The organism is Streptomyces roseoverticillatus, assembly GCF_000719265.1.
In the GTDB taxonomy this organism is placed as follows: domain Bacteria; phylum Actinomycetota; class Actinomycetes; order Streptomycetales; family Streptomycetaceae; genus Streptomyces; species Streptomyces roseoverticillatus.
Genome location: NZ_JOFL01000021.1, coordinates 35,167 through 49,088 on the forward strand (window position 1 = coordinate 35,167; position 13,922 = coordinate 49,088).

General features: G+C 72.6%; 11 protein-coding genes. 1 reads left to right on the forward strand and 10 read right to left on the reverse strand.

Annotation, left to right across the window (positions count from 1 at the left end; translation table 11 throughout):
- Positions 1 to 62: 62 nt before the first annotated feature.
- The 6 genes from IF61_RS0124265 to IF61_RS0124290 form a co-directional block, all read right to left on the reverse strand.
- Positions 63 to 1,655 (reverse strand): solute symporter family protein, encoded by a 1,593-nt coding sequence (locus IF61_RS0124265; RefSeq protein ID WP_030368639.1) that lies wholly within the window; start codon positions 1,653 to 1,655, stop codon positions 63 to 65.
- Positions 1,652 to 2,179 (reverse strand): DUF485 domain-containing protein, encoded by a 528-nt coding sequence (locus IF61_RS0124270; protein ID WP_397945579.1) that lies wholly within the window; start codon positions 2,177 to 2,179, stop codon positions 1,652 to 1,654. The genes IF61_RS0124265 and IF61_RS0124270 overlap by 4 nt, the downstream gene beginning before the upstream one ends.
- Positions 2,180 to 2,229: 50 nt before the next feature.
- On the reverse strand, positions 2,230 to 3,009 hold the full coding sequence (locus IF61_RS0124275) for a response regulator transcription factor (RefSeq protein WP_030368641.1): 780 nt from the start codon (positions 3,007 to 3,009) through the stop codon (positions 2,230 to 2,232).
- 20 nt (positions 3,010 to 3,029) lie between these two features.
- Positions 3,030 to 4,187, reverse strand: a complete 1,158-nt coding sequence (locus IF61_RS0124280) for a sensor histidine kinase (protein ID WP_030368642.1) — start codon at positions 4,185 to 4,187, stop codon at positions 3,030 to 3,032.
- Positions 4,188 to 4,221: 34 nt separating this feature from the next.
- Entirely contained in the window at positions 4,222 to 4,710 is a 489-nt protein-coding gene (locus IF61_RS0124285; protein ID WP_030368643.1) for a DUF1453 family protein, read from the reverse strand.
- Between the two features lie 185 nt (positions 4,711 to 4,895).
- Positions 4,896 to 7,016 carry a DNA gyrase/topoisomerase IV subunit B gene (locus IF61_RS0124290; protein ID WP_030368644.1) on the reverse strand — a complete coding sequence of 707 codons (2,121 nt, stop codon included), beginning with the start codon at positions 7,014 to 7,016 and terminating at the stop codon, positions 4,896 to 4,898.
- Positions 7,017 to 7,457: 441 nt separating this feature from the next.
- On the opposite strand from IF61_RS0124290, the gene IF61_RS0124295 reads away from it, so the two are divergent.
- Positions 7,458 to 7,688, forward strand: a complete 231-nt coding sequence (locus tag IF61_RS0124295) for a DUF7455 domain-containing protein (RefSeq protein ID WP_030368645.1) — start codon at positions 7,458 to 7,460, stop codon at positions 7,686 to 7,688.
- On the opposite strand, the gene IF61_RS0124300 is transcribed toward IF61_RS0124295, so the two are convergent.
- From IF61_RS0124300 to IF61_RS0124315, 4 genes are all read right to left on the reverse strand, one after another.
- Positions 7,648 to 8,748, reverse strand: coding sequence for a trypsin-like serine protease (locus tag IF61_RS0124300; RefSeq protein WP_078660452.1), 1,101 nt, complete (start codon positions 8,746 to 8,748; stop codon positions 7,648 to 7,650). The two genes, IF61_RS0124295 and IF61_RS0124300, sit on opposite strands and share 41 nt — an antisense overlap.
- Positions 8,749 to 8,933: 185 nt before the next feature.
- Positions 8,934 to 10,484: an RNA polymerase sigma factor gene (locus IF61_RS0124305; RefSeq protein WP_030368647.1), complete on the reverse strand. Its 1,551-nt coding sequence runs from the start codon at positions 10,482 to 10,484 to the stop codon at positions 8,934 to 8,936.
- Between the two features lie 434 nt (positions 10,485 to 10,918).
- Positions 10,919 to 11,857, reverse strand: coding sequence for a FadR/GntR family transcriptional regulator (locus IF61_RS0124310; RefSeq protein ID WP_078660453.1), 939 nt, complete (start codon positions 11,855 to 11,857; stop codon positions 10,919 to 10,921).
- A 158-nt stretch (positions 11,858 to 12,015) separates the two neighbouring features.
- Positions 12,016 to 13,824: an ATP-binding cassette domain-containing protein gene (locus tag IF61_RS0124315; RefSeq protein ID WP_030368649.1), complete on the reverse strand. Its 1,809-nt coding sequence runs from the start codon at positions 13,822 to 13,824 to the stop codon at positions 12,016 to 12,018.
- Positions 13,825 to 13,922: the final 98 nt, after the last annotated feature.

Here is a 13,922-nt window from a genome sequence, read left to right on the forward strand (position 1 = left end):
GACCCGGCGGACCGCGGTGCCGCGACGCGGCTCCGGTGCCCTCACCGCCTCCGCCTGAGGCGTCACGCCGCGCCGGCGCCGGTCAGCGAGCGCACCTCCGTCTCGGCGTGCCCGGCGGCGTCGGCCGGTTCGGGCGAGGTCACCGTGCCGAGCCGGCCGGCGAGGAAGCCCAGCGGGACGGAGACGAGGCCGGGGTTCTCCAGCGGGAAGAACGCGAAGTCCAGGCCGGGGAAGATCGCGCCGGGGCCGCCGGAGACGATCGGTGACAGGACGACGAGCGCCACGGCCGGGACGAGCCCGCCGTAGACCGACCAGACCGCGCCCCGGGTGGTGAACCGCCGCCAGAAGAGCGAGTAGAGCAGCACGGGGAGGTTCGCGGAGGCGGCGACGGCGAAGGCGAGCCCCACCAGGGAGGCGACGTTGAGGTCCTGGGCGAGCAGGCCGAGCCCGATGGCCACCGCCCCGGTGCCGGCGGCCGCGGCCCTCGCGACCGCCACTTCGCTGCGGGGCGTACGGGCACGGCGGCCGAGTGTCCGGTACAGGTCGTGGGCCACCGAGGCGGAGGAGGCCAGTGTGACCCCCGCGACGACAGCGAGGATCGTGGCGAAGGCGACGGCCGCGACCACGGCGAACAGCACCGTGCCGCCGGTGGACCCGGGGCCGCCGCCCAGGTCGAGCGCGAGCAGCGGCACCGCGTTGTTCCCGCCGGCTCCCTCGGCCCGCACGGCGCCGGAGCCGAGCACGGCGGCGGCGCCGAAGCCGAGCACGACGGTCATGAGGTAGAAGGCGCCGATGAGCCCGATGGACCAGATCACCGAGCGGCGGGCGGCGCGGGCCGTGGGCACGGTGTAGAAGCGCGAGAGGATGTGCGGCAGCCCCGCGGTGCCGAGGACGAGGGCGAGGCCCAGGCTCACGAAGTCCAGCCGGGAGGTCCAGTCGCCGCCGTACTTCAGGCCGGGGGCGAGGAAGGCCCGGCCGTGGCCGCTGCGGCCGGCCGCGGTGGTGAGCAGGGCGGAGAGGTCGCCGTGGAAGCGCAGCAGGACGAGGACGGTGAGGACGATCGTGCCGCCGAGCAGCAGGACGGCCTTGACGATCTGGATCCAGGTGGCGGCCCGCATGCCGCCCAGGGTGATGTAGACGACCATCAGCACCCCGACGCCGACGACCGTCCAGGCGCGGGCCCACTCGCTCGTGCCGCCCAGCAGCAGCGTCATGAGGCTGCCCGCGCCGACCATCTGGGCGACGAGGTAGACCACGGAGACGGTGACGGAGGAGACCCCGGTCGCGATCCTGACCGGCCGCTCGCGCAGCCGGGTCACCAGGACGTCGGCGAGGGTGAACCGGCCGCAGTTGCGGACGAGTTCGGCGACGAGGAAGAGCACGACGAGCCAGGCGACGAGGAAGCCGACGGTGTAGAGGACGCCGTCGTAGCCGTAGAGGGCGATGAGGCCGGTGACGCCGAGGAAGGAGGCGGCGGACATGTAGTCGCCCGCGATGGCGAAACCGTTCTCCATGGGGGAGAAGAGCCGGCCGCCCGCGTAGAACTCCTCCGGGGAGCCGCGGCGGCCGCGGCCGACCCAGGTGGTGATGGCCAGCGTGACGAGGACGAAGCCGCTGAACAGGGCAAGGGCCAGGGCGTGGTGGGCGCCGGTCACCGGTGCTCACCCCGCGCGTGGCGGGCGGGGACGTCGGCCCGGCGGGCGGATGGGAGGCCGGGGACGGGGAAGGGGGCGGGGTCCTGGTCCTGGCGGGTCTCCAGGGTGACCGCCCAGCGCAGCTCCAGCGCCGCCGGGTCCCGGTGCAGCCGGGCGTGGCGGGCGTAGGCCCAGGTGAGCAGGAACGTCGTGGCGAACTGGGCGAGGCCGGCGACCATCGCGACGTTGAGCGCGCCCGCCACCTGGCGGGCCATCAGGCCGGGTGCGGCGATCGCCGTCACCACGTAGGCCAGGTACCAGAGCAGGAACGCGGCCGCCGCGGGGAAGGCGAACCGGCGGTAGCGGCGGCGCACTTCCCGGAAGGCGGCGCCGCGCTGGACCTCGCTGTAGATGTCCAGGGCGGTCGGCTGAATCGTTCCGGCACCGCTTCCTCCGGAACCGCGTCTGTCGTGCTTCTCCACCGAACTCTCCTTGGGTCGCCGGGCCCGGCCGACCGGTGCACCCGCCGTCAGGGACCCAAGGATGGGCGGAACGCTGATGCCCGGGCCGGGCCGTTGGCCCGACGTTCACCCCATCAGGTGATGGATGAGCCGGGAGGCCGCGCGATGCCGTACTGGAAGGCGTAGCGCATGGCCTGGGCGCGGTCGCGCACGCCCGTCTTGGCGAAGAGATTGTTGATGTGCGTCTTCACCGTCGCCGTGCTCACGTGCAGCCGCCGGGCGATCTCGGCGTTGGACAGGCCCTCGGCGACCAGCGACAGCACCTCCGCCTCACGCGCGGTGAGCCCGTCGGGCAGCTCCCGGCGGACCGGGGACGCGGCGGCCGGGAACGGTGCCGGTGCCGCACCGGCACCCCTGCCGGAGCCCGTACCGGCGGGCACGGCACCGCCGGCCGCGGCGGGATCCGAGAGCCGCTCCAGGAGCCGCCGCTGTACGTTCGGCGACAGCCCGGCCTCCCCCGACATCACGTGCCGCACGGCCCGGACGATCTCCTCGCCGCCGGCGTCCTTGGTGAGATAGCCGCGCGCCCCCGCCCGGAGCGCCGGGAACAGCGAATCGTCGTCCGCGTAGGTGGTGAGGACGACGACGTGGGTGGCCGGGTGCTCGGCACGGATGCGCCGCGTGGCCTCCACTCCGTCGCAGCGGGGCATCCGCAGGTCCATCAGCACCACGTCCGGAGCGTGCTCGGCGACGAGCCGCACCGCCTCCTCCCCGTCGGCCGCCGCACCGACGACCTCAATGCCGGGCAGCAGCCCCAGCAGCATCACGATGCCCTCGCGCACCACGGTCTGGTCGTCCGCGACGACGACCCTCGCGTTCTCGCCGGCATCGCCCGTACCACCGCCGGTGCCCACGGCACCGCCCCCGCCACCCGTCACGCGGGCACCCGCAGACGCACCACGAACCCCTCCTCCCCGGACCCTGCCGGTCCGGCATCCAGCGTGCCGCCCAGCAGCTCGGCCCGCTCCCTCATCCCCAGCAGACCGTACCCGGCGCCGGCGGCCCCCAGCTCTCCCGACGCTCCGCGCGCCCCCCGGTCACGGACCCACAGCTCGACCCACCCCTCCAGATAGGTGAACCGCATCTCCACCGGCGCACCCGGGGCGTGCTTGCGCACATTGGTCAGCGCCTCCTGCGCGACCCTGCGCACCGCCAGCCCGGCCTCGGCCGGCAGGGCCCGCCGCTCCCCCGTCACCTCCAGCCGCGCCCCCTCCCCCGCCGCGGACTCCCGCAGGAACTCCTCCACGGGGGTCAGCTCCCCGCGCAGCGCGGACAGGGCCTGCCGGGTCTCGGCCAGGCCCTCGCGCGCCATGCCCCGGGCCGCCACCACCCGCTCCAGCACCCGCTGCGGGTCCTCACCGCGCTCGATCAGCAGCCGGGCCGCCTCCAGGTGCACCATCTGCGCGGACAGACTGTGCGCGAGCACGTCATGGATCTCCCGGGCGATCCGGGCCCGCTCGGCCAGCGCCGCCGACTCCGCCTCCGCGCGCCGCGCCGCCCGCTCCTGGGCCAGCAGCCGGAACCCGGCCCCCCGCGCCTCCTCGTCCAGCCGGAGCGCGTAGCCGATGAAGGGCAGCGCCACCACCGTGCCCACGATCACCAGCGGCCGCTCGGTGCTCGCCAGGGCATAGACCCCCATGGCGACGGCCGAGACGCCCAGCGCGTGGAGGAGGGGCAGCCGCTCCACGGCGATCACGACGGTGCCGCCCCAGAGCACGGCGGCCGAGGTGTGCTCCCCCGCCAGCTGGGCGGCCGCCCCCACTCCCATCAGCACCCCGAGGAGCGCCAGGGAGAGCCCCGGCCGCCGCGCCAGGGTGGTGAGGAAATAGCCCCGCACCGCGGCGGCGCAGGCCAGGAAGCCCGCGGCGAGGGCCGCGTACCCCCAGCCGTGGAAGGAGCCGTTGCGCAGCGCCCCCCAGAGCACCAGGGCCGCCAGGACTCCCCTGACCCCCCACGTCATCACCTGCCGGCGCCTGGGCACCCCGACCCCGGAGAGGGCCTCGCGAGCGGGCCAGGCCGTCCAGTTCTCCATCGGCACGCGCGATCCTTCCACCCTGCAGCCGCTGTCAGCCGCCGGCCGTGACACGGTACGCCGGGCGTATGCCGTGGACGCGGTGGAGGACCACGGCGCTACGGGCCAGCAGCACGGCGGCGACGGTCACCATCGTCGCGGAGCTGCCCTGGTGGACGCCCGCCAGCGCGCCCAGGCCGTGCAGCCCCAGCCTCAGGGCGGCCCCGCCGAGCCATATCGCGGCCGTCGCCCTGCTGCCCTGCGCCCAGGTCTCGCCGGACTCGTCCGCCCAGACGCGGCTGCTCCACGCCCAGGCGGCCCCCGTGGCGAGCCCGGCCAGGACCCCGCCCGCCAGCAGTCCGGCGGACACGGCCCGGTGCGCGGGATCGATGAGCCCGGGCTCGCGCACGGCCAGGAAGACCAGCACGGCCGGCAGGGCCCACCAGCTTCTGGCGTCCGTGCTCACCCGCTGCGGCCGGACCTGCCGGACCAGCGTGAGCACGACAACGGCGATGATCACCAGACCATTGGCCATACCCGGCATGAGGAGCCTCCGCGGATCCCGGAAAAGCGCTGACGACGAACGCTTCCGAAACTACGGATCCGGCTCCGGGCGCGGATCGGAGCACGGGTGGGTGCCGGGTGGAGATGCACGACGGTGCTCTCTCCACCCAGGGGTGGAGAGAGCACCGAGGAGCTACCTGGGCGAGGAAGCCCGGGAGGGACGGGTCAGGCGTCGATGCGCGAGCGGTCGAGGGTGGCCGCGGAGTTGGTGATGAACTCCTTGCGCGGTGCCACCTCGTTGCCCATCAGCAGGTCGAAGGTGCGCTCCGCCGCTTCCAGGTCGCTGATGTTGATCCGCCGCAGGGTGCGGTGGCGCGGGTCCATCGTGGTCTCCGCGAGCTGGTCGGCATCCATCTCGCCGAGGCCCTTGTAACGCTGGATGGAGTCCTTGTAGCGCACGTTCTTCCGCTCCAGCTCCAGCAGCGTCTGCCGCAGCTCGTTGTCGGAGTACGTGTAGATGTACTTGTCCTGCCCCTTCTTGGGCTGGATGAGCTCCACCCGGTGCAGCGGGGGGACCGCGGAGAAGACCCGGCCCTCTTCGACCATGGGCCGCATGTAGCGCTGGAAGAGGGTCAGCAGCAGGATCCGGATGTGCGCGCCGTCCACATCGGCGTCGGCCAGGAAGATGACCTTGCCGTAGCGGGCCGCGTCGATGTCGAAGGTCCGGCCGGACCCGGCTCCTATCACCTGGATGATCGCGCCGCACTCGGCGTTCTTCAGCATGTCGGAGACCGACGCCTTCTGAACGTTGAGGATCTTGCCGCGGATCGGCAGCAGCGCCTGGAACTCGGAGTTCCGGGCCAGCTTCGCCGTACCGAGCGCCGAGTCGCCCTCGACGATGAACAACTCGCTGCGCTCGACGTCGTCGCTGCGGCAGTCGGCGAGCTTGGCCGGCAGCGAGGAGGACTCCAGGGCCGTCTTCCGGCGCTGGGCCTCCTTGTGCTGCCGGGCCGCGATACGGGTGCGGGCCGCGGCGACGACCTTCTCCAGCACGGCTCTGGCCTGCTGCTTGGCGTCGCGCTTGGTGGAGGTCAGGAACGTCTTGAGCTCCTTCGCGACCACATTGGCCACGATCCGGTTCGCGGCGGAGGTGCCGAGCACCTCCTTGGTCTGCCCCTCGAACTGCGGCTCGGCGAGGCGCACCGTCACGACGGCCGTGAGCCCCTCCATGGCGTCGTCCTTGACGACGTCGTCCTCGGCGACGCGCAGGAGCTTGGAGGAGCGCAGCACCTCGTTGACGGTCTTGGTGATCGAGCGCTCGAAGCCCGTCACGTGCGTGCCGCCCTTGGGCGTGGCGATGATGTTGACGAACGACCTGACCGTGCTGTCGTAGCCCGTGCCCCAGCGCAGGGCGATGTCCACGCCCAGCTCGCGGGTGACCTCGGTGGGAGTCATGTGGCCGCGGTCGTCCAGGACGGGCACGGTCTCCTTGAAGGTGCCCTGCCCGCTCAGCCGCAGCACGTCGCAGACGGCCTTGTCCTGCGCCAGGTACTCGCAGAACTCGCTGATGCCCCCGTCGTAGCGGAAGACCTCCTCGGTGCTGCCCGCGCCGTCGAGGCCGCGCTCGTCGCGGACGACGATCGTGAGGCCGGGCACCAGGAAGGCCGTCTGCCGGGCGCGCCCGTAGAGGGTCTCCAGGGAGAGCTTGGCGTCCTTGAGGAAGATCTGGCGGTCCGCCCAGTAGCGGACGCGGGTGCCGGTGCGCGCCTTGGGGATCTTCTTCCCCTTGAGCAGGCCGTTGGCCGGGTCGAAGGGGGCGTCCGGTCCGGACTCGGTGAAGATGCCGGGGACGCCGCGGCGGAAGCTGATGGAGTGGGTCCGGCTGTTGCGGTCGACCTCGACGTCCAGGCGGGCGGAGAGCGCGTTGACCACCGACGCGCCGACGCCGTGCAGACCGCCGGACGCCGCGTAGGAGCCGCCGCCGAACTTGCCGCCCGCGTGCAGCTTGGTCATGACGACCTCGACGCCGGACAGCCCGGTCTTGGGCTCGACGTCCACGGGGATGCCGCGGCCGTTGTCGCGCACCTCCACGGAGCCGTCGTCGTGGAGGACCACATCGATGCGGTCGCAGTAGCCGCCGAGGGCCTCGTCGACGGAATTGTCGATGATCTCCCAGAGGCAGTGCATCAGACCACGGCTGTCCGTCGAGCCGATATACATACCGGGTCGCTTGCGGACGGCTTCCAGGCCTTCGAGGACGAGCAGGTGCCGCGCGGTGTAGTTGGACCCGTCCCGGTCTGCCCCGGTGAGCAGCGCAGTGGACGGCACAGACGTTTCGGCGGTCACGCGGGTTCGCTCCTCGCTGAATTTCTTTTCGGCCCCGGTCGGGCGGACCGGCGGCCCGGTTGCCGTTCAGAGGGTACCGATGCCTGGTAGAGCCTTTGTGCAGCCACCCGTGGGAACGACCATGCTAGTCCAGCCGTCGATCACACGTTCGATGACACGATGGAGTGACGTGCACATCACGTTCCCTTGGAGGCATGAACCATTTAGGCTCCGGGCACGTCCTCAAGAACACCGGCAAGCCGGCCGGGAGGACGAAAGCCCCCAGCGATGTGAAACCGTAGGCCCAAGCAATACGGCTCATTCGCCGCCAACCGTCAAGATCTGGCCGATCGGAAGCGACTCGGAAGGAACTTTCGAGGAAAAGCCGTGAGCGGGAACGTTTTCGGCCTGGTTGGATGTTGACCCTGGTACGACAGCTCGTCGAGCTAGAGAAGAGGCGACGTGACTACTGTTCTGACCCCCGCGAGCCCGCTGACGGCCGCTGACCGCTGCGACCGGTGCGGCGCTCAGGCCTACCTGCGCGTCGTTCTCATGAGCGGCGGTGAACTGCTCTTCTGCGCCCACCATGGACGCAAGTTCGAGCCAGAACTCAAGAAGATCGCCGCGGAAATACAGGACGAGACGGAGCGGCTCACCGCCCCCCCGGCGTCTGCGCCCGACGAGGACCGCTGAGTCCGTAGCGGAACGCTGACACATCGCATCCGACGACGAGCGAGGTCCGGCCACCCTGTGCCGGACAGCCGCGGGCGGCTGCCCCCACTGCGGGGGAGGCCGCCCGCTCTCGTACGCCCTTGGGCCTGGGCTCGGCCTTGACTCCCTTGCCGCCCGGCTGCCTGTGCGGCTGCGCCGCGGGCGGCTGCCCGGGCGTCACGGCAGGCTGGGCAGCGGGCTGCTGGGCCGGAGCCTCCGGCGGCCGGGCCCCATCGGGGCTGTGCGCCGCCACGAGGCTCGTGTAGGCCGAGATCCGGGTGTACACGCCCGGATACAGGGGCTGGCCGCAGCCGGCCCCCCAGGACACCACGCCCACCACCTTGCCCTTGGCGACCAGCGGACCGCCGCTGTCGCCCTGACAGGCGTCCCGCCCGCCCAGCGGCACCCCGGCGCACAGCATGGACGCCCGGCGGTAGACCCCCTCCGCACTGCCCGGGTAGGCCCGCTCACACGCCGCGTCCTGCAGGACCCGCACCCGCGCCCCGCGCAGGATGTCCGAGTAGGTGCCGTTGCCCACGACGTCGCCCCAGCCGTAGACGGTCGCCTGCCCGCCCACCTGGTAGGCCGGGTCGCCCTGCTGCGCCATCGGGATCACGTAGCTCTCCGGCACCGCGTTCTTCAGAGCGAGGACGGCGATGTCCCCGGCGTTGCTGCCGGGGTCGAAGCCCGGATTGACCCAGGTCTCCTGCGGCTGCACCTCCGAGCCGCCGATGCCCCGCAGGTCGTCCCGGCCGATGATGACGCGCAGGTCGTCCGCGTCGGCCACGTCGACGCCGAGCACCTCGTGGCTCAGGCAGTGCGCGGCCGTGACGACCGTCCTGCGGCCCACGACGACGCCGCCGCAGAACTGCCCGGCCCTGGCGGCCCCGAACCGCTGCCGGCTCCCCAGAGCGACCGCCCAGGGCGCCTCGGAGCTCCTGACGGCCTGCCCTCCGACGACCGCACGGTCCGCCACCGCCGGAGCGGGGACCGCGACCAGTAGCGCGATCGTCCCGGCCAGCAGGCAACCCAGCGAACGCATACAGTCTCCTGACTCTGCGGAGTTCCTCGTACACCAAGAGTCAACCCGCAGGGCCTGCGGCGCATCCGGAACCTGGACGGCATGCCTCCGGATCCGTCGCACTGTCACCCGTACAGCCCGCAGGGCCCGGCGCCTCTTCACGAGGTGCCGGGCCCTGCGGGGACTGCTGCGTTCCGCTCGGGGGTCTAGTCCAGGTAGTCGCGGAGGACCTGGGAACGGGACGGGTGGCGCAGCTTGGACATCGTCTTCGACTCGATCTGACGGATGCGCTCGCGCGTCACCCCGTAGACCTTGCCGATCTCGTCGAGCGTCTTCGGCTGGCCGTCGGTGAGGCCGAAGCGCATGGAGACCACGCCTGCCTCACGCTCGCTGAGCGTGTCCAGGACGGAGTGCAGCTGCTCCTGGAGCAGGGTGAAGCTGACGGCGTCGGCCGGCACGACCGCCTCGGAGTCCTCGATGAGGTCACCGAACTCGCTGTCGCCGTCCTCACCCAGGGGGGTGTGGAGGGAGATCGGCTCGCGGCCGTACTTCTGGACCTCGATGACCTTCTCCGGGGTCATGTCGAGCTCCTTGGCCAGCTCCTCCGGGGTGGGCTCGCGGCCCAGGTCCTGGAGCATCTGGCGCTGGACGCGCGCGAGCTTGTTGATGACCTCGACCATGTGCACCGGAATGCGGATGGTGCGGGCCTGGTCGGCCATCGCGCGCGTGATGGCCTGGCGGATCCACCAGGTCGCGTACGTGGAGAACTTGTAGCCCTTGGTGTAGTCGAACTTCTCGACCGCACGGATCAGACCGAGGTTGCCCTCCTGGATCAGGTCCAGGAAGAGCATGCCGCGGCCGGTGTAGCGCTTGGCCAGGGAGACCACCAGGCGGAGGTTGGCCTCCAGGAGGTGGTTCTTGGCGCGGCGCCCGTCCTCGGCGATGATCTCCAGCTCGCGCTTGAGCTTGGGGGCGAGCTTGTCGGAGTTCGCCAGCTTGTCCTCGGCGAACAGGCCCGCCTCGATGCGCTTGGCGAGCTCCACCTCCTGCTCGGCATTGAGGAGGGGGACCTTGCCGATCTGCTTCAGGTAGTCCTTGACCGGGTCGGCGGTGGCACCGGCGACGGCGACCTGCTGCGCGGGAGCGTCGTCCTCGTCGTCGTCGGAGAGGACGAAGCCCTTGTTCTCGCCGGTCTCGTCCTCCTCCTCGCCCTTGCCCGGGGTCGGGGTCTCCTCGACGAGGTCCTCGTCGAGGAGCTCGTCGGCGTCCTTCTTCGCGGCGGTCTTCTTGGCCGCCGTCTTCTTGACGGCGGTCTTCTTCGCCACCGTCTTCTTCGCCGCCGCCTTCTTGGCGGCGGTCTTCTTGGCGGGCGCCTCCGCGCTCTCGTCGTCGCCGTACGCCGCGGAGGCGGACGTGGCGGACGCCGAGGACGCGGTCTGCCTGGCCGTGACCGTCTTGGAGGCGACGGCCTTGGTGGCGGTGCGCTTCGCCGGGCTCTTCGCTGCGACGCTCTTGCGGGTGCGCTTGGGCGCCTCTGCGGCACTGACCATCAGCGTCACACCCTCCTCGTCGAGGACCTGGTTGAGGCTGCGCAGAACGTTCTTCCACTGGGTTGGCGGAATCTGGTCAGCCTCGAAGGCCCGACGCACGTCGTCGCCGGCGATCTGCCCCTCGGCCTTTCCCTGCTCGATGAGCGCCATCAGAGACTCGGATTCGGCGATCTCCGGCGGGAGCGTACGGGATGTGCTGGCCGACACGAACAACCTCTCGGAACGATGGAAACGGCTTCCGGCCCCGGCCCGCCCTGATCGGGGAACCGGTTCCGACGACCGCCGGCTAAGGATGAACCGACGGCGCGCGGGTGATGGGATGCAGACGGAGACAGCGCCCCGGACGAGGCCGGTATTCCCTCCGCGTCCACCACCTCTTTAGTCATCGCACTGCCTCAAGGAGCGTTACGCCCAATCCTCGTGGCCCGAGTCACACCCCAAAACGGAATGAATGCCTGCTCAACTGGACAGAACACTCCACTTCCTGGCTTCCCGGTCCGAGTTCCGGGAGGGGCGCCGGCGCCACCGGACGGCTCACACGTGCGGCCGCGCATCCGGCCGCACGCGTGGACCCTGGCCCGGCCCTGCGCGTGCGGCCCTTCCGTACGACCCCACTCGTACCGTCCCGCTCCTCTTTGCGGTCAGTGCTCGCGCGGCGCGGGCACCACGCGCTCGACGTCCGGGTGGGCGATGAGCAGCTGCCGCATGGCGGCCTCGGCCCCGGCCCCGTCGCCCGAACCGACGGCGTCGACGATGCGGAGATGGTGCCCCACGCCGGCCTCGGTGGGGCGGTCGCAGCCGCCGGAGGGTGCGCCCGAGACGTGCAGGGCGGAGGAGACGATGCCGGCGAGGTGCTCCAGCATGCGGTTGCCGGCGACCTGCAGGAGCAGGGAGTGGAACTCGGCGTCGGCGCGGGTGAAGGTGAGCGAGTCACCCTGGGCCAGGGCATGGCCCATGATCTCGGCCATGTCGGCCAGGCGCTGCTGGACGTCCTCGCGGCCGTGCCCGGCGGCGAGGCGGGCGGCCAGCGGCTCGATGGTCCAGCGCAGCTCGCACAGCTCGCGGCGCTGGTCCTCCCGCTGCGGGCCGAAGGCCCGCCACTCGATGATGTCGGGGTCGAGGAGGTTCCAGTCGCTGACGGGGCGGACGCGCGTGCCGACGTTGGGGCGCGCGCTGACGAGGCCCTTGGCCTCCAGGACGCGCAGGGATTCGCGGACGACGGTCCTGGAGACCTCGAAGCGCTGCCCGATCTCCTCGGGGACGAGCGGGCGGTCCGCGCCCAGGTCGCCCGAGACGATCATCTGGCCGAGCTGCTGCACGAGCTGGCCGTGCAGGCCCCGGCCCCGGCTGCCGGCGGCCCTGCGGCCGGCGCGGCTCAGCTCCGCCTCGCCGTCCCAGGCGGGCGGTGCCCCGCGGTCGGCCCCCGGGGCCTCCGCGTAGGAGTAACGGTCAAGCTCGCCCGGGCCTGCGAGGCCGGAGTCGGCGGGGCGAGCCGCGGTCATCATGGTGTGCGCAAGGGTACTCACGCCTCCTTTGTCGGCGACACCTCGAGGTCCCTTGAGGTCTTTGGTGAAAAGCACACGAAAGGGTGATCGCCCATTACCTCACAATTGACGGCCAAACGGACAGAATCGGGCACTCTCCGAGATGGCTCATATGCGGAGCGTGACGACTGTGGCCCGGGAACTCCGCACGTGGGAAGGGGTGCCGGGGCCCCCGGCCGGCGCGGCGGCGGCCCTCACCGCGGCCTCCCGCGGAACACGGCGAGGACGTAGGCCCCGAGTAGCGCCCCGAGCGACAACGCGAGCGCCCAGCCGACCGGTTGGGAGACCAGCCGCAGCGCTGTCGAGACGCCCCGGTCGACGCCGGAGGGCCACTGCACGACGGCGGCGGAACGCAGCCGCTCCGGCAGCCCGACGAGCGAGCGGGCCGCGGGCTCGGCGAGCACGCTGCCGAGGACCGGCACCACGAGCGTCGGCACGGCGAGCACCGCGACCACTCCCAGCGCCGTCGACCGGAACAGCCCGGCGGCCAGCAGCCCCGCCCAGGCGCAGCCGAGAGTCAGCGCCGTCCAGCCCGCCAGCAGCACGGCCCAGTCGTGCGGGAGGGAGACGACGTCGTTGCCGAAGAGCAGTCCGAGGGCGCCGGCGTCGAGGAAGAGGGAAGCGAGGGCGAGCAGCACGGCCGCCACGGCGGTGACGGTGAGCTTGGCGAAGAGCAGGCCGAGGCGGCGTGGGACGGTGCCTTGGTCCGGAGCGAGCGCGGGATAGCGGAACTCCTGGCCGAAGGCGAGGGCGCCGATGAGGCCGGCCCCGAAGACGGCGGGGGGCAGCGGCAGCAGGGCCGGCCAGCCGGTGAGCACGCGCTGCTCGGGGGCGGTGCCGGACCTGGCGAGGAGGACGGCGACGAGCAGGGAGGCGGCGAGGGCAGCGGCCGCCACGATCCAGCCGGTCCGCACGCCGGTGGCGCGGCGCAGTTCGTACCGCAGCGGCCAGGCCGGGTCGGGCGCCGGGAGGCGGGGCTGGAGGCGCGGGAGCTGGACGGGGCCGGAGGCCGCGGCGTCCGGCTCCTCCGCGCGCACCCCCTCGGGCACATCCGCCGGAGGCGGCGCGGAGGGGGTGGGTCTGCGGCCGTCGGCCCGCAGCAGTGGGGGTACGGGGCCGGTGTCGCCGATCTCCTCGGTCAGCCGGTGGAGGAGGATGCCGTGCCGGTAGGCGGTCTCGCCGACGACGGCGCAGGTGCTGCCGTAGACCGACAGCTTGCTGCCGCCTTCCTGCACGACCTCCACGGCCTGCCCGGCCTCGGCGGCCTCCGCCTCGTCGGCCTCGGCGCTGAGGGCGTGGGCGAGGCGGCCGGCCAGCGGCGACTGGACGGCGACGCGCGGCCGCAGGCGGGTGCGGGAGAACTCGGCGGCCTCCTGGTCGGCGACGAGACGGCCCTCGTCGATGGTGACGACCCGGTCGGCGATGCGGGCCGCTTCCCTGGGATCGGGCGAGGTGACGAGGACGGCGCCGCCGTGGTCCGCGTACGCCCGCAACATGCCGTGCAGCCAGGCCGTCTCGCGGGGCGAGAGCTCGTGGGCGGGCTCGTCCAGGACGAGGGTGTGGGGGTCGCCGAGGAGGGCGGAGGCGAGGCCGAGGCGGCGGTCCATGCCCAGCGAGAAGTCACCGAGGCGCTGACCGGCCAGGCCGGTCAGGCCGACGACCTCCAGGACGTCGTCGGCGCGCTCGGCGGGGACGCCCGCGGCGGCGCTGAGCATGCGCAGGTGCCCCCGGGCGGTGCGGGCGGGGTGGCCGGGGACGTCGCCGAGGACGACGCCGATCTCGCGGGTGGGGTGCGGGACGCGGTCCAGGGGGCGGCCGCGGAAGAGGGCGACGCCGCGCCCGGGGTCGAGGCGCAGCAGGAGGCGCAGGGCACTGGTCTTGCCCGCGCCGGGGGCACCGAGCAGAACGGTGACCCGGCCGGGGCGGGCCTCGAAGGTGAGGTCGTCGACGGCGGGGAACCTGTTGCGCTGGGGGGCGCTGGTGAGTCCGATGGCCTGGATCATGGCTTCTCTCGCGGGGCGTGAGACGGCTCGGCGGCACCCCTCGGCCCGCTCGGTGACCGAGGCGGCCGAGGGCGCAGGGAATCGCTTGGACGTACGGC

What these genes read in the sequence shown, in the direction of transcription:
- IF61_RS0124280 (WP_030368642.1), bottom strand. Translation starts at nt 4,187, where the DNA reads ATGGAGAACTGGACGGCCTGGCCCGCTCGCGAGGCCCTCTCCGGGGTC.
- IF61_RS0124285 (WP_030368643.1), bottom strand. Translation starts at nt 4,710, where the DNA reads ATGCCGGGTATGGCCAATGGTCTGGTGATCATCGCCGTTGTCGTGCTC.
- IF61_RS0124300 (WP_078660452.1), bottom strand. Translation starts at nt 8,748, where the DNA reads ATGCGTTCGCTGGGTTGCCTGCTGGCCGGGACGATCGCGCTACTGGTC.
- IF61_RS0124315 (WP_030368649.1), bottom strand. Translation starts at nt 13,824, where the DNA reads ATGATCCAGGCCATCGGACTCACCAGCGCCCCCCAGCGCAACAGGTTC.